Genomic DNA, 20611 nt, shown 5'->3' with positions numbered 1-20611 from the left:
ACAAAAACTCACCCCTAACAAGTATCATCTCATGGGGTGAGTTTTTTGTTTTGCTGTTTTTTTGCTATGATTTTGCTTTTTCTATAAAAACTCATAACTTGTAAACATTTAAAGCTTAGTAAAAAATTGTATTTCAAATACCTCCAAACTGTAACAATTCATCTCATCAAATATCAATCAACAGAGAATCATATATGAAAGAAGAACTCGTCAAAGAATTGACTGCCTTTGAGCGTTTTGCTGAGTATGTAGCAAGTCTGCCTTGGGGCGTGTATTTTGCCATTGCTTTCTTTATCTTCTTGGTCGTCATCTTTGTCCAAGATATTCGTAATAAGAAACAAACTATAAAAAACAACTATCCTGTAGTAGGGCGTTTACGCTACCTGTTAGAAACTATTGGACCTGAACTTAGACAGTACATCGTTGCCAATAATCGCGAAGAATTACCTTTCAATCGCAGTCAGCGCAGTTGGGTATATGCCTCCTCTAAGCAAGAAAATAACTATCAAGGTTTTGGTACAGACAAAGACCTTTTCCAAGCAGGGCATATCTTCATCAATCCTTCCATGTTCCCCTTTCCTGTCAAAGAAGGTCATGTAAACTACAAAGACCCCTATTTTTTACCCTGCGCCAAAGTCATGGGCTTGGCTTCCAATCGCAAGCGACCTTTCAGACCATACTCTATCATCAATATCTCTGCTATGAGCTATGGTTCGCTTTCTGCCAATGCCATAGAAGCCCTGAACAAAGGAGCAAAAATGGTAGGTTGTTATCATAATACAGGTGAAGGAGGTCTTTCTCCTTACCATAGTTTTGGTGCAGATGTAATTTTTCATTTTGGTACGGGGTATTTCGGTTGCAGAGAATTAGATGGCAAATTTAGTTTTGATAAAATAGGAGAATTAGTAGAAAAAAATCCTTTTGTCAGAGCCATAGAAGTTAAACTTTCACAAGGAGCAAAACCGGGCAAAGGCGGGGTCTTACCCGGCAAAAAGATTACCCCTGAAATTGCCAAGATTCGCCACGTGCCTCTGGGCAAAGACGTTTTGTCGCCTGCGTATCATTCTGCCTTCTCCAATGTGAGAGAAATGGTCGATTTTGTAGAAAGAATAGCAGACCGAACAGGTCTTCCAGTAGGAATAAAATCAGCTGTGGGTAAAATGGATTCTTGGTATGAGTTAGCGGAAATCATGGCAAAAACAGGCAAAGGTCCTGATTTTATTACCATTGATGGGGGCGAGGGCGGAACGGGGGCGGCGCCACCAGCTTTTGCAGACCATGTTGCCCTTCCTTTTGTTCACGCTTTTACCAATGTATATAAAATATTTGCCGAAGCAGGATTGACAGATAGAATCGTTTTCATCGGCTCAGGTAAACTTGGATTCCCTGCCAATGCACTCATGGCATTTGCTATGGGGGCAGACCTTATTCATGTAGCCAGAGAAGCAATGCTGTCCATTGGTTGTATCCAAGCGCAAGTCTGCCATACCAATCGCTGCCCTGCGGGTGTAGCTACTAATAATCGCTGGCTTACTTCAGGTTTAGACCCTGCGTTCAAATCCGTTCGCTTTTACAATTATATCAAAACTTTCCGCAAAGAAGTTTTAGAAATTACCCATGCTTGCGGTTATGAACACCCTTGCCAAATGACTACCCACGATGTAGATGTGAGTGTGGGAGATAACAACCAAACCATGTCTTTAGAAGAGGTCTATCACTACGAAAAAGTGCCTGTGGCGTTTGAGAGCATGAAAGCCTTACAAAATTGCCAATACTTAGGGGCAGGCTATCTTCGCCAAAATGGATTTAGCAAAGAAGAAGTAATTAAGATGAAGGCAAAGCAATTGGCGTAATTTGAGCAAAATTTTTAAATCTCTTAAAATCTTTTTTTAATTTTTTAAACATCTTATTTTTTTATGAAAAAGATTATCAAGTTCGTTGCCTATTTTGTAGGGTCACTCCTATTAGCATTTGTAGGTTTACTTGCTTATGTAGCTTTGCGTGGGATTCCTTCTTATACGCCAGAGCCTGTAAACTTAAAAGTCGAGATTACTCCAGAACGAGTAGCTCATGGAGCAAAGCTTTCCTCGGTGCTTTGCGGGGTCTGTCATGGAAATGATAAAAATATTTTAGCAGGTAAACTTCTGGTGGATATTCCAAAAGAATTTGGGACTATTTATGCCGCCAATATCACTCAACACCCTCAAACAGGCATAGGAAAGTGGACAGATGGGGAAATTGCTCGGCTATTACGCACTGGAGTAAGACCAGACGGTCAGTACATTCCTAACTACATGCCTAAGTTTGTCAATATGTCTGATGAGGACTTAGCCTCCATTATTGCTTATTTACGTTCTGACTTGCCCGCAGTGCAGGCTTATGACCTTAAACAAACACAAAGCACTCCTTCCTTTTTAGTAAAGCTATTATGCAACTTTGTAATGAAACCCAATCCTATGCCACAACAACCAATTATACAGCCAGATACTACAGATATTGTAAGATTAGGTAGGTACTTGGTTGCAGGCAGATATGATTGCTACCCTTGTCATTCAGCGGATTTCACTAAAATTAATGAAGTTGAGCCTGAGAAATCTTTGGGTTACTTGGGTGGTGGCAATATGCTTTATAACTTAGAAGGCAAAGAAATGTACACTGCCAATATTACTATGGATGAGGAAACAGGCATCGGGACGTGGACAGAAGAAGAATTTGTTAATACTTTGCGTTATGGCAAACGTAAAGACGGCACCCTACTCAAATATCCCATGCTGCCATATCCTGTTATGACTGAAACAGAAGCCAAAGCAATCTTTGCTTACCTGAAAACGGTACCTAAAATAAAAAACCAAGTCAAAAAGAATTTGTAGAGCCTAATGATTATAGAAGTGATTTATCAAATGTGATGAAAACAAACAAATTCTTTTTCAAAACATTTGAAAATTAAAGTATTTATCATAGCTTTGTACCACTTTTAAATATTTTTAATGTTAAACAGGTATCAAATCATTGGCAATCAGCCAATAACCTATTAACCAATCTAAGAAAAAATTATGTACGCAATCGTAGAAATCGCAGGACAACAGTTCAAGGTAGAAAAAGACCGTTACATCTATACGCATCGTTTAGAGGCAAATGAAGGTGATGTACTTACTTTTGACAAAGTATTACTCACAGATGATAACGGCACCGTAAGCGTTGGGAAACCGACAGTCAGTGGTGCAAAAGTAACTGCAAAGGTACTTGGTCATGCCAAGGGGGACAAGGTAATTGTTTTCAAAAAGAAAAGAAGAAAAGGATATGCAAAGAAAAATGGGCATAGACAACACTTTACCAAAGTCCTAATAGAAGATATTACTTTATAATAACAATCCTCATTTTTAAAAATATAACTGTTTAAATACCATGGCACATAAAAAAGGTGAAGGTAAAGTAAAAAATGGCAGAGAATCCGAAAGTAAACGTCTCGGCGTAAAAATATTTGGTGGTCAGAATGCTATCGCCGGTAATATCATTGTTCGTCAAAGAGGCACTAAGCACCACCCAGGTAAGAATGTAGGTATGGGCAAAGACCATACACTATTTGCTTTAGTAGATGGAAAAGTAGTTTTCAGAAAAAGTAAAGAAAATAGGTCTTTTGTTTCTATAGAACCCACCTCTGCTGAGTAAAGCGTCAAGATAACTAATCATAAGGTCTTTATCATTTTTTGATAAAGACTTTTTTATTTCCTTACTTGCTCTATCTGTCGAGTAAGGCTAATAAAATCCTCGACTGATAACTGCTCTGCACGCTTATCTAGGAACTCATTGGTATTAAATTCAATAGGCAAGTCTAAGACTTTCAATGAATTGCGGAGAGTTTTTCTTCTTTGGTTAAAGCCTGCTTTCACTACTTGGAAAAACAATCTTTCATCACAACCTAAGTTTTCTCTTTGATTTCTTTTAAGGGTAATGACTGCCGACTTAACTTTGGGAGGAGGAGTAAACGAGCCTTCATGTACAGTAAAAGCATATCTGATGTCATAAAATGCCTGCAAAAGCACACTTAGGATTCCATACGTTTTATTTCCATGCTTGGAGGCTATGCGGTCTGCTACTTCTTTCTGTATCATGCAAACCACTTCTGCCACCTGATTTCTATTTTCTAAGATTTTAAAAAAAATAGGAGAAGAAATATTATAAGGCAAGTTACCAATAATAGCAAACTGACTATCAAAAAGTTGGCGAATATCATAGCTTAAAAAATCAGCAGAAATTAGGTGCTTCTCATCTAAGTTCAAATTTTTTTGCAAATAACTCACTGATTCTTTGTCAATTTCTACTACAAAGGTTTCGTATTTATCAGATTGAAGCAAAAACTGAGTAAGCACACCCATACCTGCTCCTATTTCTAAGACCTTATCATATCCTTTGTGCAAAGAAAGAAGGTTTACGATACGTTCTGCAATGGAATTTTCTTTCAAAAAATGCTGCCCTAAATGTTTTTTGGGGACAACTTTTTTTGATTTTTCAAGAGATGTCATGAAATTTATAAGTTAAAGCCTACTCTGATGACCCAAGGGCTTGCATACACACTTTGGAACTTGTACTGTTCATAAAGTAGGTTGTATAAAATAGTTACGTTAATTGCTGCCCTGCCGCCTGCCTGTTGGCTGTAGCCCCCACCAATAAAGCCCGCAGGGACTAAGGCACGCTTGATTTCGTTGGTAAAAGCATCATAATATCTCGTACTCAGCGTTTCGTATTCGGCTTGGGCAAAAACACCTGGAAATAGGAAATACCGCGTAAAAACACGCCCTCCATAAATAGAATTGCCCGAAGTACGCAAGGTAGGAAAGTTAAAGCGAATGTACTGATAGGTAACGCCTACGCCTAACTGAAGCCTGTCAGTAATTCCGTAAAGCACTAAAGGAGAAACATCTATGAAAGTAATATTGCCAAACTGCAAGCCAAAATTACCTCCAAATCGCACTCGGTCTTTCCATGAAGGTTCGCTTGGACTGCTCTGTCTTTCATTGCGTGTAGAATCCTGTCTTGCCTGCCCAAGCACTTCACTTCGAAGAAGGATGAAAAAGAATATCAGTGAAACTAAAAGTTTTAAGGTTCTCATCGTCATTTGTTTTATAAATTCTTAAAAAAGAGTTTTTTAAATCATACTGCGTACAAATTTAAAAATTATTTCTGTTTATCTTTGCAAACAGAAATTTTCCTTGCATGGTACTGCATTTTTTATGAAATATATTTTGGTCAGTCTTTGTTTGTTTTTTTCATTTCAGCTATTTGCCCAAAACGAAGCAGATAGCTTAAAGGTTGCACTCGAAAAAGCTAAGACAGAAGATAAAATAGATATTCTCAATGAATTATCAGAATATTTCAGAGACAGAGATTTAGACTTTGCAGTACGTTATGCTGAGGAAGCAATCGCTTTGGGAGAGCGTTTTGGAGCCTTAGATAAAATAGCAATTGCCGAAATCAATAAGGGAGTAGCCTACCGAAGCAAGGGCGACTCTAAAGTAGCCTTAGAGCAGTTTTTAAAAGCCTTAGTTTCGGCTGAGAAAATTGGGAATTTGCCTATACAAGCTGATGCCCTGCACAAAATTGGGGTTACTTATCTTTTCCAAAAAGACTTTTACAATGCACTCAAATTTGCCGAGAAAGAGGAAGTAATCTGGAGGCAGCTCGACGATAAAGTGGGGCTTGCCTCTGCCGTTAATTTTCATGGACTTATTTATGTAAATCTGAAAAACTACGACCTTGCCCTCAAAAAGTTGGAAGAATCCTTACAGATTGCACGCCAAACCAATGATAAAGATTTGATTTACAAGCCATTGACCAATATTGGTGATTTGTATTACCGTATGGGCAATGCTTCCAAAGCTATTGACTACATAAGTCAAGGTTTGAAGGTAAGCGAAGAAGCCAACAACAAGTTTGGAATCGCCACAAGTTTACTCAACTTAGGCAAGGCGTATATGCTAAAAAAGGACTATGCCACAGCTAAAGAAAGTCTGCAAAAAGCTTTGGAAAATAGTATTGAGATTCAAGCACTTCCCACTATTCGTAATATTTACAACGTGCTTTCAGAAGTCTATGAAAAATCGGGAGAGTTCGACAAATCCTTATTTTATCATAAACTTTATAAGTCCGCAGATGACAGCCTCATTAACAAGAATGTGCGCCAAAGCATCAACGAAATGGAACTGAAATACGAAGCAAAAAAGAAAGAACAAGAGATGCAAACTATCAAGATGGAGAAAGAACTTCTTGAAAAAGAAAAAGAAGTAGATTGGTTGATAAAAATAGGACTAAGTATTGTTACCCTCTTAGCACTAATTGTTACTTTTTCTTATTATAGACAATATAGGCTTAAACAAGCAGTGAATCTCCAGCTAATAGAGGTAAATAAGGAAATTATACAGAAATCGGAGGAGATTCAGGTGCAGAAGGAAACCATAGAGCAAATAAATCAAAACTTGTTTAGTAGCATCAATTATGCCCGCAATATTCAAGACGCACTTGCACCAGAGAGCATTGAAATTATGCAGTCTTTTTCAGGGTATTTTATTTTTAATCAGCCCCGTGATATAGTCAGTGGAGATTTTTGTTGGTTTAAACAAATGGAAGGGCATACTTTAGTAGCCTTAGGAGATTGCACAGGGCATGGCGTTCCTGCCGCTTTGATTACAGTTTTATGTAATTCATTTTTACAAGAAATTACTGAAAATATAGATTCTCCTGCGGCTATTCTGACCCTAATGCACCAAAAAATTGTCAAACAACTGCACCAAGAGGAAGGACAAAGCAATGATGGCTTAGAATTGGCAATCTGCAAGATTTCTGATGACAAAAAGCAGATGATTTATGCAGGAGCGAAAATTCCTCTGTATCTTATTCATAATCAGGAATTAAAAATTGTCAAAGCCGACCATCTACCTATTGGAGATATTCACTATGCTATGCAACGTACCTACACCGAGCATACTATTCCTATCGAGAAAGGTGATAGGTTTTACTTGGCTTCCGACGGATTCCAAGACCAATTTGGAGGCGAACACAATAAGAAGTTTTTAGTAAAAAATTTCAGAAATCTAATACAAAATATTAGTAGAGAACCCATCGAAAAGCAATCGGCAATACTGCTCGATACCTTGAATAACTGGAAAGGCAATAATAAACAAACCGACGATATTATTGTTATAGGTATAGAAATTTAGACCTTTTTACATTTTTTATACAAATATTCATAAATTAGTCTTAAATTTGCCAGGCTAATTTTATCTTTCAATGACTAATCGATTTTATAGTAAAAAATTCACCTTGTTTGTTGCCTTTTACTTGTTTACGATAGTTGCTATTATGCAAGGAGATAGGTTTTTCAAACATATAAAATGGTTAGCAGATTTCTCTGCCTCGCTTAACTTCCAATGTGTAGAAGAAGTCTTTGACGAAGGAAGTACACGATTTACAAAATTAGTTTGCCCTCCTGCTCATTTATCTCAACCTATAAATAAGAACTACTCTATTTTTTTTGTCGTACCTGTTTTTCCTTTTTGTATCCTTTACAAAATTAGACTTGCTTTATTCAAAAATATCCCCGTTTATCAGTCATATTCTTCATTTTTCTTCACCAAACTTCACTTGAAGTACTGTTCTCTGCGTTGCTAAAAATTACTTTCCGAGCTATAGCCTTTTACTTAAAACATTTCAAGTGATTTTAAGTAAGTCAAAAATTCTAATCGTTCTTTCAAATTTGTAACTAATTGATAACTAATACTTTATAATTTTAAAAAGAACGCTTGAAAAAGTTGAATTACTTAACTTTATAATAACAAATTGGTAGGTTTAAAAAACTCAAATGAAACCTCCACTATTTGATTATTTTTAGCTTATTACCTTTTTAAACAACGTAATTTTTACTTCATTAAGCCTTTGTTTATTTCTTTATTAACAGCAACATATTCATCATGATAGATAAAATCATTGAGTTCAGCGTCAAGCGACCTCTTACTATTAGCATCTTAGTAACAATCTTGATTATTTGGGGGAGTGTTTCCCTTAGCAACTTGCCTATCGACGCAGTTCCTGATGTAACAAGCAATCAGGTAGATATTATCACCAATACACCAAGCCTCGCTCCTTTGGAAATGGAAATGTTTGTTACTGCGCCTATCGAGATGGCAATGTCAAACATACCAGGTTTGGTAGAGATTCGCTCTATTTCCAAATTTGGACTTTCTGTAGTAAAAGTAGTTTTTACAGATGATACAAATATCTACTGGGCTCGCCAACAAGTTTTTGAGAGATTAGAGCAGGTCGCAAATGAAATTCCCGCAGGAGTAGGCAAGCCTTATATGGGACCTGCTTCTACAGGCTTGGGCGAGGTATTCCAATACATCATTCGCCCTAAAGACCCTAATGATAAGTCCTTCTCTCTTATGGAGATACGAACTATGCAGGACTGGGTTATCCGCAAACAACTCTTAGGTATTCCGGGTATTGCAGAAGTCAGTGGTTTTGGTGGATATAAAAAAGAATACCAAGCCAAAATCAACCCTGAGCGAATGAAGGCATTGAACGTAACAGTAGATGAACTTTTTGAAGCCCTTAGTAAAGGGAATAGCAATACAGGGGGGGCATACATAGAAAAACAAAATAAAGCCTTTACTATCAGAGGTATAGGCTTAGCAACCAGTTTAGAAGAAATTGGCTATACCGTAGTAAAAATGAATAATAATATCCCCGTTTTAGTCAAAGATGTGGCAGATGTGGACTATGGAAATAGCATTCGTTACGGTGCAATTACCTACAACGGGCTTGGTGAAACTGTAGGTGGAATTATTATGATGACTAAAGGTGCAAATGGCAATGAAGTAATCACTCGTATTAAAGCCAAGATGGAGGAAATCCAAGCTAAGCTCCCTGAAGGTTTGGTCATAGAGCCTTTCATAGACCGTTCTAAGTTAGTAAATAATGCGATTAAAACAGTAATGACAAACTTGATTGAGGGAGCGTTGATAGTTGTTTTAGTTATCATTGTTTTCTTAGGAAATTGGAGGGCGAGTTTACTTGCTGCCTCAGTGATTCCTTTAGCGATGCTTTTTGCCTTTGGCTGGATGCGGTATTTTGATGTAGTAGGGAATATCATGAGTTTGGGTGCTATTGACTTCGGCTTGTTGGTCGACCCTGCTATTATTGTAGTAGAAACCGTAGTCTTGTTCTTGGCAAATGAAATGAGTAAATACAGCCATAATAATCACTCATCCGCTCCAAGTAAACCTATGTCTTACAAAAGACGACAAGCTATCATCATAGATGCAGCTCAGGAGGTCAAAAAATCAGTAGTTTTTGGAGGATTAATTATTCTAATCGTATATTTTCCTATTTTGACCTTAGAGGGCGTAGAGGGCAAAATGTTTGCCCCTATGGCGAAAACGGTGGGTTTTGCTATTTTGGGTGCATTGATTTTGTCAGTTACCTATGTCCCAATGATGAGTGCCTTAATACTGCGTCCACCGAAGTCTGCTCATTCTCACGGTATTTCAGAGGTTTTTGTGCAGTTTATTTACTACAGACTCATAGAACCTGTCGTAAAAGTTTGTTTGAGAAGAAATTACATTGCTGTTGGAGCGGCTTTGCTTATCTTGTTTGCTGGGGGATATGGTTTTAGCAAAATTGGAGGTGAGTTTATTCCTAAACTTCAAGAGGGAGATTTAGTGATTGAGGTCAATCTTCCTGTGGGAACTGCCATGACTGAAGCCATCAATTTGGGAGATAAAATTCAAAGAGTACTTTTAAAAGAATTCCCTGATGAGATAGAGCGTATCGTTTCCAAAATAGGGACTTCAGAAGTACCCGTGGACCCTATGCCCTTGGAAGCTCAAGAAATAGTTGTCGTATTAAAGGATAAAAAGTTGTGGAAAAAAGCACACGCACAGGAAGACTTGGCAGACATGGTTTCCGATGTGATGAAGCAGTTTCCCGGAATTGTGATTTCGGTACAACAGCCCATAGAAAACAGGGTAAACGAACTCATGAGCGGGGCGCGAACCGATGTAGTGGTCAAAGTATATGGATTCAATTTGGACACTATTGTGGCTAAAAGCAATCAGATTATTAGCCTCATTAAGACTATTGAAGGAGCGGTAGATGTGCAAGAAAACAAGATTTTTGGCTTACCACAAATCAATATCAAATACGACCGCAAGCAAATGGCCGTGTACGGCGTTACTGTAGAGCAGATGAATCGTGCAATTCAGTTGGCTTTTGCAGGAGCAATCGCAGGAACGGTTTACGAAAATGACAAACGATTTGACTTAACTTTGCGATTGAGCAGCTCTGAAAGAGAAAAAGTAGAAAACATCAAAAACTTGTTTGTGCAATCCTCGACAGGCGTAAGCATACCTATCAGAGAATTAGCAGATATTACCGAAGAAATCGGACCCTCAGAAATCGGTCATGAAAATCTAAAAAGAAAATCTAACATTGGTTTTAATGTTCGAGGGAGAGATTTGGAATCTATTGTCAAAGACTTAATGGCGAAAGTTAATGCAGAAGTGAGTCTTCCCAAAGGATATGAAATAGAGTACGGCGGTGAATTTGAGAATTTTAGTAGAGCCAAAGCAAGACTGGGTATTGTAGTGCCTATAGCCTTGTTCATCATTTTTTGCTTACTTTTTGCTTCTTTTGGCAAGGTGGGGGATAGTTTATTGATTTACACTGTTGTTCCTTTATCTGCTGTAGGAGGCGTTTTTGCTTTGCTCATCAGAGGCATGAATTTCAGTATTTCTGCGGGGGTAGGCTTTATTGCTTTGTTCGGAGTAGCTGTATTAAACGGTATTTTATTAGTAGAGCATTTTAATCAATTAGGAGAAATGGGCGTAATCAAACCAGAACACAGAGTAATGAGAGGCTTGAGAGAGCGTTTCAGACCTATCTTAATGACCTCAGCAGTGGCGGCATTGGGCTTTTTGCCTATGGCTCTTTCCACAAGTGTTGGGGCAGAAGTGCAAAAACCTTTGGCTTCGGTAGTTATAGGAGGTTTAGTAACTACTACTATTTTGACACTTATTGTTTTACCTACCTTGTATTGTATTTTTAAAAGAAAAAGAAAGAAAGAAGACGAGGAAGACCTTTCTAAAAGAGAAAAGGCGCATGTACCTTTCAGCAAGGTAATGATGACTTTGAGCTTATTGATTATCAGCACCTTTGCTTTTGGGCAACAAAGCCTCTCTATGCAAGAGGCGGTTAATTTGGCAATAGAAAAAAATCCACAAATCAAATTGGCTGACCAAAAAATTCAACAGCAAATCCTGCTCAAACCTGCCGCTTACTACATAGAAAGTCCAGAGTTGATTTTTGAAGCCCCAACGGGAACGGCAATGCGTCCAGGGGTAATGCAAAGGATACAATTTCCTTCGGTTTATGCCGCTCAGGCAGAAGCACAACAAAACAGAATAGGAGTTTCAGAAGCAGAAAAGCAAATCTCAGCTAATAATTTAGCTTACCGAGTAAAAGCCGCCTACGTCAATTTGCAGTTTATCATAGAAAAGGTAAATCTTTTGAGAAGACAAGACTCTATTTATCGGGATATTATCCGAGTAAACGATGTACGCTATCGCGTGGGGCAAATCACTAATTTAGAGCGTATTAATGGGGAATCTCAGTACAAAAAAATCTTGTATAACTTACGACAGGCAGAGGTAGAACTCCGCAATACCAAACTCCAATTTGGCTTACTCTTAGGAAATGCGGCAGATACCACCAAGCTCCCTAATGCCAAGCTAAGCAAAATGCCTCCCCTACCCGCTTCGTATAGATTATTGGACACAACTGCTTTTGCAGCCAACCCAATCTTGACATTTAATCGCCAAATTGAAAGCCTCAACAATAGTTTGGTAAAGGTAGAGAAAAGGAAACTTTTGCCCAATTTGTTTTTCGGCTACCTTAATCAAGGCTCGACAGATATAAACGATCTCAGCTATGCTCCTTTCCAAAATCGTTTGCGTTATGGAATTTCTATCCCTATCTGGGCATGGGGACAGCGAGCAAGCATCAGGGCAAGCATGAAAGAATTTGAAATAGCCCAAACCCAAACTCGCATCAACACCTTACAACTCAATACAGAATATACTAATGCCCTTGCCCTATATAGGCAAGCAGATGAAAACTTAAATTACTTTGAAAATGTTGGATTAAGAGAAGCAAATGAAATTTTGCGCGATGCAAGGGAAAGCTATCGATTAGGGAGCATTACCTATTACGCTTACTTGCAAAACCTGGAATTGGCTTTTCAAATAGAAGGTAACTACTTAGAAACGCTTAAAAACTTTAATCAGTCCATTATTTATTTGCAATACCTCAAAGGAGAACAGTAAAAATAGGGACACGAATTTTTAACTCGTGTAAATACTAAATATTAATTAACAAAAAAATTATTCCTATGAAAAATACATTCATTCTTTATATACTCACTATTGTACTTTTTTTATCAGGTTGTAGCAAAGATGAAAAAGCAGGAGAAAACCTTGCCAAAGCACCTGACTTTTTAGAACTTTCTGAAAGTCAGTTAGCTACCCTCAATATCAAATTCATCAAGCCTGAACGCAAGCAGATTGTTCAGAATGTCTATCTCAATGGCAAAGTCAAATCCCTGCCCAACCTGAGTGCTACAGTAAGCTCGAATATAGAGGGCAAGGTCGACAAAATCTTCGTAGTAGAAGGAAGTATAGTCAGAAAGGGAGCTGCCTTGATGACTTTGACGAGTATGCGTCTTATAGAATTGCAAAACGAATATTTAGCTGCCAAAAGTGAGGCTGATTTCGCTACTATCGAGTTAGAAAGACAAAAAGAACTTATCAAAAACAGAGTAGGAGCTTTGGTGGAACTACAAACTGCTGAGGCAAAGTATAAAGCAGCTATCAGCAGAGAAAAAAGCATCAGCGCGAAATTAGAACTTTTAGGCATTAATCTGAATAACTTGCAAGACCCCCAAAACGCTAAAATATCCAATTCGGTAACTATTACCTCACCTATAGACGGCTACGTAATCAAACTACCTATTTCTGTGGGGGCATTGGCATCGGAGCAGACCGTATTGGCAGAGTTGGTCAATGTCAATGAACTCCATGCCGAGATTTATGTCTATGACAAGGAAATTAACTTGGTTAAAGAAGGGCAAAGCGTAGAAATAGATTTTGTCAATTCTTCTTTTAAATCAGTTACAGGTAAGGTACAAAGCATTTCTCGCTCCATAGACCCCGAAACCAAAGCCATAGAAGTCCATGTAACTTTCAATCCCCCACAAGGGGCATTGGTTTTACCGGGAATGAGCGTCAGAGCCATCGTTTTGAGCAAAGATGATGATGTGGAAGCCCAAGCAGTCCCTCTGTCTTCAGTATTACAAGAGGAAGATAACTACTACGTCTTTGGTACAGAATCCCCCACAGGCAGTGGCAAGTTACAAATTAGGAAATACAAGGTTAGCCTTGGCGACAAAGATGAAAACTTTACAGAAATCATCTTCCCTAATGGCACACCTCCCAATCTAAGCATTGCCCAAAACAATGTAGCGGCTTTGGAGATGCAGAGAAAACAGTTGCTGGGGAACTTGTAATGAATAACTTGCTCTTGTTTAGCAAAAAACAAACAAGAGCAAGTAAAAAAATAAGCAAATACAAAACATCTATAATCCATGGAATATGAAAAGAATACATGGGATTTTTTAAACCAGTTCACACAGGCACGCATTGCTATTGGGCGTACAGGGACTTCTTTGCCCACACATTTTCTACTGCATTTTCGCTTAGAACATGCTAAAGCAAGAGACGCTGTTTACTCGATTTTAGACAAAAATAAAATCAAAAGAGATTTACTTCCATCATTTACTATTTTTGATTTGCAGACACAAGCCCAAGACCGCTTAACCTATCTTAAAAACCCTAATCAAGGCAGAAGGCTAAGCCCAACTTCACAAGAATTATTACAAAAAAATACGAATCATTTGCTAAGCCATGAGGTAGTTTTTGTAATTGCAGACGGGCTTTCTGCTACTGCGGTCAATGCTCATGCTGCCCCCATTCTGAACCAAGTCATTCCTTACTTACAAGCAAAAAAATGGGAAGTAGCCCCGATTTGTTTAGTTGAGCAGGGTAGAGTCGCTTGTGCTGATGAAATAGCAGTTTTACTAAAAGCAAAAATCGCCGTTATATTAATCGGAGAGCGTCCTGGGCTAACTGCAGCGGATAGCATGGGCATTTACCTTACTTTCCAACCCTCTATCGGGACTACTGATGAAAGGAGAAATTGTATTTCTAATATTCGTCCTGAGGGTTTAACTTATCCCCTCGCCCAAGCAAAGATCGTTTACTTGTTAGAAATGATAAAAAACAAACAACTGTCAGGAGTAGCACTCAAAGATGAAGAAGATTTGCCTACTGCTGATTTTATTAAGGAAATTATGTAGATTTGCATTTAATTTTGCAAAATAAACAATAGAGAGGTTACAATTATTTACATCAGTAAAATTTGTAATTATTAAAATAAACAACACCCTTGAAAGACTTACTTTTCTGGAATCGCTGGAAAAACTCAGAAGTGAGCAAAGGCGAAAAATACCTATTCTTGACAACTTTAGCAGTATTTGGAGTTGCTGTCGTTTTGTTCTTTATCAGCTATTGGGTAGGCAATGGATTTGTAATTCGCTGGGAAAAAGTCAGCGAAACTAAACCACAACAAGTAGTAGTAGATACCTTTGATAAAAATCTCTTTGAGTTTCAAATTACTGCGGATAGTTACCTCATAGTAGAAGGCTACAAAGCGGGTAACATAGAACTAAATTTTACAGCTACCTACCTGTATTTGATTTTTCTTTTGTTTGGTCTGGTAGTTTTACTTACTACGGCTACCTTTCTGAGTCGTACTTGGTATTTTGTGATTGCTTCTATTTTTGTGCTTTATTTAGCTACGCTCAATAGCGAACTTTTAGGATTTTTTGGCTCTGAAGAGAAAATCTTCCTTCTTATCGCTCTGCTCGCCTACATGCCACTTAGCTATTATTTCAATGCCTTCGCCAACAGTAAAACAGGTTGGCAGTCATCTGCTTTTTTTCGTTTCTTAGTTTTTACTTTGATTACACTTAGCTTAGGCATCTTTGTTTACCAATTCGCAGAAGTTTCTTATCCTGAAATGTTCATTGCTAACTTCGGTATCATCGTACCTATGATTATTTGCGTAACCTTTGTCGCTTTTAATGCTCATGAAATCATTAACGGCATTTTGTATCTGGTAACAGACTCGGCAAGCGTAGCAAGCAAGCATACAGCAAGACATTACATAGTCCTTTCAAGTATTTATCTTTTCAATGTCCTTTATGCCTACATGGTAAGTATTGGAGCGGTAAATTGGAGAATTTTGTATATAGATACTTTTGTACTTTTTGCTATTACTGTGATTATTGGACTATGGGGGTTCAAACGAAGAGAAATTCATTATAAAGGCATTATGCTGTTCTCTCCCACGGGAGCATTCTTCTACTTGGCATTGGCAATCATTAGCTTAGCTACTATCAGCTATGCCCTTGCTACTGCCAATGACCCACTGATAGACGTTTTCCATGATAGCATTTTATATACACATTTAGCCTTTGGAGCATCATTTTTCTTATACTCCCTCACCAATTTCTATCCGTATATCCAAGCTAACCAAAAAGTTTATAAGGTAATTTATCAGCCTAAGCGACTGGATTTCATTTGGATTTATGTAATTGGAGGAGTACTACTCTTTTTTATGTTTTCTCGTTCAAGCTATTTTATTTATAATCAGTCTATTGCAGGCTATTACAATGGAATAGCAGATACCTATCGAGCCACCAATGACATTTTCCTAAGCGAACAGTACTATAAAACCGCCACAGGTTATGACCCCTTTAATCATAAATCCAACTATTCCTTAGGAACAATAGCCCTACAGTTCAGCAATGTCGAGAATGCCTACATTTACTTTAACAGGGCAGTGGTAAAAAATACATTACCATTCTCTTATGCCCAGTTAGCTGATTTGTACATGCAAAATGACAGATTGATAGAGGCTATTTTCAAACTACAAGAGGGGATAAATCGCTTTCCCAAAAGCGGTGAATTGCATTTGAAATTAGGGCTGCTTTTTGCTAACACCAATAACTTGTGGGACTCTGCTTTCTACCACTTTGAAAAAGCACGTCCACTACTCGCCGAAGAGGGCGTAGCCTCTGCTAATATTTACGCTACTTTATTAAAAAATAATCTTTTGATGTCCCCTGACTCTGTGAAAACTATGTTAGGCTTAAAAGATGACTTGCACACCGACAACAATGAGTTAGTTCTCTATAATGCTCAAAAGCAAAAAAGTACTAAAAAACTTAATTTAGCCTATCTCCCTGATTCTGTACTTTTGGGAGGAACTCTATGCTATTTTTACAACTATGCACTCAATCAAATAGAAAACAATGACAGTTTGATATGGTCAAAGTTAAGCCAATACAGAAAAGTAAGCAGTAACGGCGAGGTAATGCTCTACTTAGATTTGATTGATATTCTGAGAAACAGAGCTATAGGAGAAAACTTAGAGGCTTACAGAAACATGGATAAGTTGCATAGCTCCTTGAATGATGTAAGTCCTTTTTATGGAAATTTGGCAGGAATCATGATGATAGAGCAAGATAACTACCCAAGAGCTATCAAATATCTGGCTTCCGCCTCCAAGTTGGACAGTAAACAAGGTAGGCTCAACTATGCGATTGCACTTTCGGAAATTCCTCAAGAGCGCGATAAAGCCATAGAGGTTTGGACTACTATCTCTAATGATACCAAAGCAGATTCCATTCATAGATTTATGGCGAAGGACATGTTAAGGTTTATCCACCCAGATAGTATTAAGAAATTGAATATCGTTAGCTTAGATGATATTTCAAAATATAGGCTTATTCATTACAACCAATTTTCACTATCAGACCAAAGTTTTAACGAAATTCTAAAAAACATCCAAGAGCCTAATTATCAAATACTTGCTACTATTGATAGAATTTCTTATTATCTTAATCTTAACCGACCAACCTCAGCAGAGATTATCCGCAATGCACTAACAGGAGTGAGTGGCATAAGCCCAGAAATACAGCAAGAACTCATTTTGGCTGACTTAAAATTACTTTACAAGTTAAAGAAAATCAAAGAAATAGGGAATTTGATAGATAGTTTTAAACCAAAGAAAAACCAAGAGGGTTATAAAAACTTTTTCAAGGCTCTTTATTTAGATAGTCAAAAAGACAGTATAAATGCAGAGTTTTTGTTCAGGAAAGCACATCACCAACTACCTTTGCAAACAGATATTTCTATGGAGTTGGCTGTGCATTACAATAAAAGAGGTCAAACACAAAAGGCATACGATATTTTGGTAGAAGCATTAAGTCTATATTCTGATTATCAAGAATTTCCTGTTTCTTTGTATGAGTTGTACATCTTACAATGCTTAGAGATGAACTATGTGGCTTTTGCAGAAGATGCCATAGCTAAGTTGGAAGAAATCGCTCCCAAAGAAGAATATGCTTTTTTCAAAAAAATATTTGATGTAGAAATAGCAAAAGTACAGCAAAGAATGGAAAATTGGGAATAGTACCTAAGTAAGCTACAAAAATCTAATTTATGAATTAGAAGGTATTTTTACTTTGGTATAAACTTCTTTGAGGTAAAAAGGCTCAAAATACGCCACATCAACTTGTTGTGCTTTTTGCAGGAAAAATAAATCTCCAATAGCTTTAGCAGAGGGGTAAATGTTTTTTAAAAATATCAAGTTAGAGTGGCTAATGATTCTTTTTGCTTTATCTGCCCCATCTCCAAATATTACGATAGTCTTCTCTGCTAACTCCTTTGCCAATGAATCTTGAGTAAGAATCAGGGCTTCTGTGGGCTTTAAAATATGAAGTTGGCTATCAGCGAGCATGGTGAATACCTCATCGCGCCTTGCATCAATCATCGGGCAGAATAGTACTTCATCTCTTAAATACATCATTTGCTTAGCAGTATGTATCATTGCTAATAGCGTATCTACCGCAAACAAGGGAATGTCCAAAGCATAGCAAAGTCCTTTGGCTACCGAAGTACCTACACGCAGCCCAGTGTAAGACCCCGGTCCTTGAGAAAGTAGTATGCCTTGCAAATCAGAAAGTTTTTTTTGAGTATTTTCTATCACATTTTTGATGAGCAAAGTCAAGGCAGAGGAATGTGATTTTTCTGTAAAAAGTTCATAGTAGGAAAGCACCTTGCTATTCTCGTGCAAGGCAACCGAACAAACCTCAGTGGAAGTTTCTATACTCAAAATCATATTTAGATGTTATTACTTTGAATTATGGGCTTATTGAGTACAAAGTTGAGATTTTTGTTTTGTTTTTTACCATCGCCATCATTAAAATCAAGAAAATATCAAAAACTTTGGCTCATCAATGATTTTAGCACAAAACGTAACTTCTTACTTGATAACACATAACCATCAGGCTACAAAATAAATATCTTTGGGCGTAGTATATTGATAGAAAATAACTTTTGCACTAAAAAGTCAGAAGATTCAAAAATTTTGAGCATAGATTCTTGCTACTCATTTAATTAAAAAAATATTAAAAAACTTATTTTTGCAAATTTGAGGGTTACTTTTACCTTATTAATCGTATTAACAGCATAGCATTTGCATGAACCAATTAAAAATTCTGACGGAAGAGGAATTTGTTGAAGGTATTAGGCAAGATAACCGCCAGATAATGAATCGCTTGTATAAAATCCATTTTCCTATGGTATTGCACTTTGTCAATACCAATAACGGAACAGAAGACGAAGCAAAGGACATTTATCAAGAAGCTTTTATTATCCTTTATGAAAATCTCCAAAATCCTGACTTCCAACTGAATTGTAAAATAAAAACATATATTTATTCTGTTTGTAGGCGACTTTGGTTAAAAAATCTATATAAGAAAAACAAATTCTTAGGAAAAATAGAGGATTTTGAGGATTTCATTCTAATTGAAGAAGATGAACAGGTAGATACCGAAATTCACTTTGGTCAAATGGAAGAAGCACTCAACAAGTTAGGTGAACCCTGTCGTACTATTTTAGAAGATTACTATATCCAAAAACTAAGCATGAATCAAATAGCCGAAAAAATGGGCTATACCAATGCTGATAATGCTAAAACTCAGAAATATAAATGCTTAAATCGCTTGAAAAAAATAATTGGTATTTAAGCTATTTTAAATATTTTGCTTTTTAACCGTTAGAAATTACTAATATCCATGATGACCAATAAGCAAATAGAGCAAATAGAAAGATACTTAGAAGGACAACTCTCAGCAAAAGAATTACGCCAATTTGAGGAGGAATTAAGTAATGATAAATTCTTAGCCCAAGAAGTAGAAGCACACCAAAAACTAAGAAAGGGCTTTGATAAGTACGCCAAAAGCAAGCAGTTGAAATCAATGCTTAATGAATTTCATGAGGAAATGGCTGCGCAAAGCAAGGTTAAGCCTTCATCACTCAATTTTTCTATCAAGTTATTCCAAAAGAAATACTTGCCTACCATTGCCGTAGCGGCTTCGGTAGCCTTGATAGCTGTATTAAGTACAGTATTTACCTTAGACTACATCAAAACCTTAGAAGGGAAGCAATATTCTCGTGTACAGCAACTTGCCAGAGAGCTAAACCAAACAAAACTCTCTATCAATGATTTAAAGAATACTATCAAAGCACAAGAAAATCAACATTCCCGAGTACAAAAAAGTGGAGGCACTTGCTTTGTCATCTCGTCTGACGGCTACTTGATTACTAACTACCACGTCGTCAAAAAGACAAATCAGCACTTAGAAGGAATGGCAGATTCTTTAGTTATTGAGTCTATGACCAATGCTCAACATAGATACAGAATAGAAATGATTTATGGTAATAAAGATAAAGACATTGCCATCTTAAAAATTTCAGATAGTAACTTCACAGGATTTGGCAAATTACCTTATACTCTCGAGAAAAATATTGCAGATTTGGGCGAGGAGGTGTTTACTTTGGCTTACCCCAAAGATGATATTGTATATAGCGAGGGAACGGTAAGTTCTAAAACAGGTTTTGATAGTGATACCACTGAATATCAAGTATCTATCCCAGTCAATCGTGGGAACAGTGGAAGTCCTGTTTTTAACAGTAAAGGCAATATCATTGGGGTAATTACCAAAAAAGACAAAGACTCAGAAGGAGTAGCTTTTGCACTTAAAACCAAAGAGTTATTTAAAATCTTAGAAGAAGTCCACCCAGACTCCTTAAAAATACCCATAGTTTTGCCAAAAAGTAACAAATTAGCAGGGGTTAAAAGACCACAGCAAATCAAAAAATTACAAGACTATATCTTCCAAGTCAAAGTATATTAGAAACCTGTGGTTATTTTCCTGTTAAAAATATAAATTTTCTAAAAATTATTTGCTTTTTTATTTTTTATTCAAGACATTTGACACAAACTAATAAGAAATGAAATTTAGTGCAATTATTCTCGTGGTGGTCATTCTCATTATTACTTCGGTTTCGGGGTAAGAAAGGAATAGTTGCATACT

The 20611-nt window shown here is 37.2% G+C and carries 15 protein-coding genes; 12 read left to right on the top strand and 3 right to left on the bottom strand.

The features are described 5' to 3' along the window. Positions 1–194: 194 nt before the first annotated feature. From BM141_RS05100 to rpmA, 4 genes are all read left to right on the top strand, one after another. Positions 195–1853 (top strand): FMN-binding glutamate synthase family protein, encoded by a 1659-nt coding sequence (locus BM141_RS05100; protein ID WP_091541133.1) that lies wholly within the window; start codon positions 195–197, stop codon positions 1851–1853. Between the two features lie 63 nt (positions 1854–1916). After that, positions 1917–2870: a c-type cytochrome gene (locus tag BM141_RS05095; RefSeq protein WP_091541129.1), complete on the top strand. Its 954-nt coding sequence runs from the start codon at positions 1917–1919 to the stop codon at positions 2868–2870. A gap of 183 nt (positions 2871–3053) precedes the next feature. Then, a complete protein-coding gene (rplU, locus tag BM141_RS05090) occupies positions 3054–3365 on the top strand; it encodes a 50S ribosomal protein L21 (protein ID WP_091541126.1) in 312 nt (103 codons plus the stop codon). A gap of 40 nt (positions 3366–3405) precedes the next feature. Then, a complete protein-coding gene (rpmA, locus tag BM141_RS05085) occupies positions 3406–3669 on the top strand; it encodes a 50S ribosomal protein L27 (RefSeq protein WP_091541123.1) in 264 nt (87 codons plus the stop codon). Positions 3670–3722: 53 nt separating this feature from the next. Here the strand turns inward: rpmA and rsmA are convergent, their stop codons facing one another. Both rsmA and BM141_RS05075 read right to left on the bottom strand, forming a co-directional pair. Continuing rightward, entirely contained in the window at positions 3723–4523 is an 801-nt protein-coding gene (rsmA, locus tag BM141_RS05080; RefSeq protein ID WP_091541120.1) for a 16S rRNA (adenine(1518)-N(6)/adenine(1519)-N(6))-dimethyltransferase RsmA, read from the bottom strand. A 5-nt stretch (positions 4524–4528) separates the two neighbouring features. Then, entirely contained in the window at positions 4529–5110 is a 582-nt protein-coding gene (locus BM141_RS05075; RefSeq protein ID WP_091541117.1) for a hypothetical protein, read from the bottom strand. Between the two features lie 121 nt (positions 5111–5231). Between BM141_RS05075 and BM141_RS05070 the strand changes: the two genes are divergently transcribed. The 6 genes from BM141_RS05070 to BM141_RS05045 all read left to right on the top strand — a co-directional run bounded on the left by BM141_RS05070 (position 5232) and on the right by BM141_RS05045 (position 17643). Continuing rightward, on the top strand, positions 5232–7214 hold the full coding sequence (locus tag BM141_RS05070) for a tetratricopeptide repeat protein (RefSeq protein ID WP_091541113.1): 1983 nt from the start codon (positions 5232–5234) through the stop codon (positions 7212–7214). A 70-nt stretch (positions 7215–7284) separates the two neighbouring features. Next, on the top strand, positions 7285–7665 hold the full coding sequence (locus BM141_RS05065; RefSeq protein WP_091541109.1) for a hypothetical protein: 381 nt from the start codon (positions 7285–7287) through the stop codon (positions 7663–7665). A 299-nt stretch (positions 7666–7964) separates the two neighbouring features. Then, complete coding sequence (locus BM141_RS05060) at positions 7965–12374, top strand: CusA/CzcA family heavy metal efflux RND transporter (RefSeq protein WP_091541104.1); 4410 nt, start codon at positions 7965–7967, stop codon at positions 12372–12374. A 65-nt stretch (positions 12375–12439) separates the two neighbouring features. Next, positions 12440–13612 carry an efflux RND transporter periplasmic adaptor subunit gene (locus BM141_RS05055; protein ID WP_091541101.1) on the top strand — a complete coding sequence of 391 codons (1173 nt, stop codon included), beginning with the start codon at positions 12440–12442 and terminating at the stop codon, positions 13610–13612. A gap of 78 nt (positions 13613–13690) precedes the next feature. Then, entirely contained in the window at positions 13691–14461 is a 771-nt protein-coding gene (eutC, locus tag BM141_RS05050) for an ethanolamine ammonia-lyase subunit EutC (protein ID WP_091541098.1), read from the top strand. 89 nt (positions 14462–14550) lie between these two features. Beyond that, on the top strand, positions 14551–17643 hold the full coding sequence (locus tag BM141_RS05045; protein WP_091541095.1) for a tetratricopeptide repeat protein: 3093 nt from the start codon (positions 14551–14553) through the stop codon (positions 17641–17643). A gap of 27 nt (positions 17644–17670) precedes the next feature. On the opposite strand, the gene tsaB is transcribed toward BM141_RS05045, so the two are convergent. Continuing rightward, complete coding sequence (tsaB, locus tag BM141_RS05040; RefSeq protein WP_091541091.1) at positions 17671–18351, bottom strand: tRNA (adenosine(37)-N6)-threonylcarbamoyltransferase complex dimerization subunit type 1 TsaB; 681 nt, start codon at positions 18349–18351, stop codon at positions 17671–17673. Positions 18352–18712: 361 nt separating this feature from the next. Here tsaB and BM141_RS05035 point away from each other — a divergent pair, with 361 nt between their 5' ends. After that, positions 18713–19261: an RNA polymerase sigma factor gene (locus BM141_RS05035; protein WP_091541088.1), complete on the top strand. Its 549-nt coding sequence runs from the start codon at positions 18713–18715 to the stop codon at positions 19259–19261. 48 nt (positions 19262–19309) lie between these two features. Beyond that, positions 19310–20431: a S1 family peptidase gene (locus BM141_RS05030; protein WP_091541084.1), complete on the top strand. Its 1122-nt coding sequence runs from the start codon at positions 19310–19312 to the stop codon at positions 20429–20431. The last annotated feature ends 180 nt before the right edge of the window (positions 20432–20611 follow it).

It is taken from the genome of Thermoflexibacter ruber (assembly GCF_900113045.1).
Classification (GTDB): Bacteria; Bacteroidota; Bacteroidia; order Cytophagales; family Thermoflexibacteraceae; genus Thermoflexibacter; species Thermoflexibacter ruber.
The sequence above is the reverse complement of the archived record's forward strand: the minus strand, read 5'-3'. Positions and strand labels throughout refer to the sequence as shown.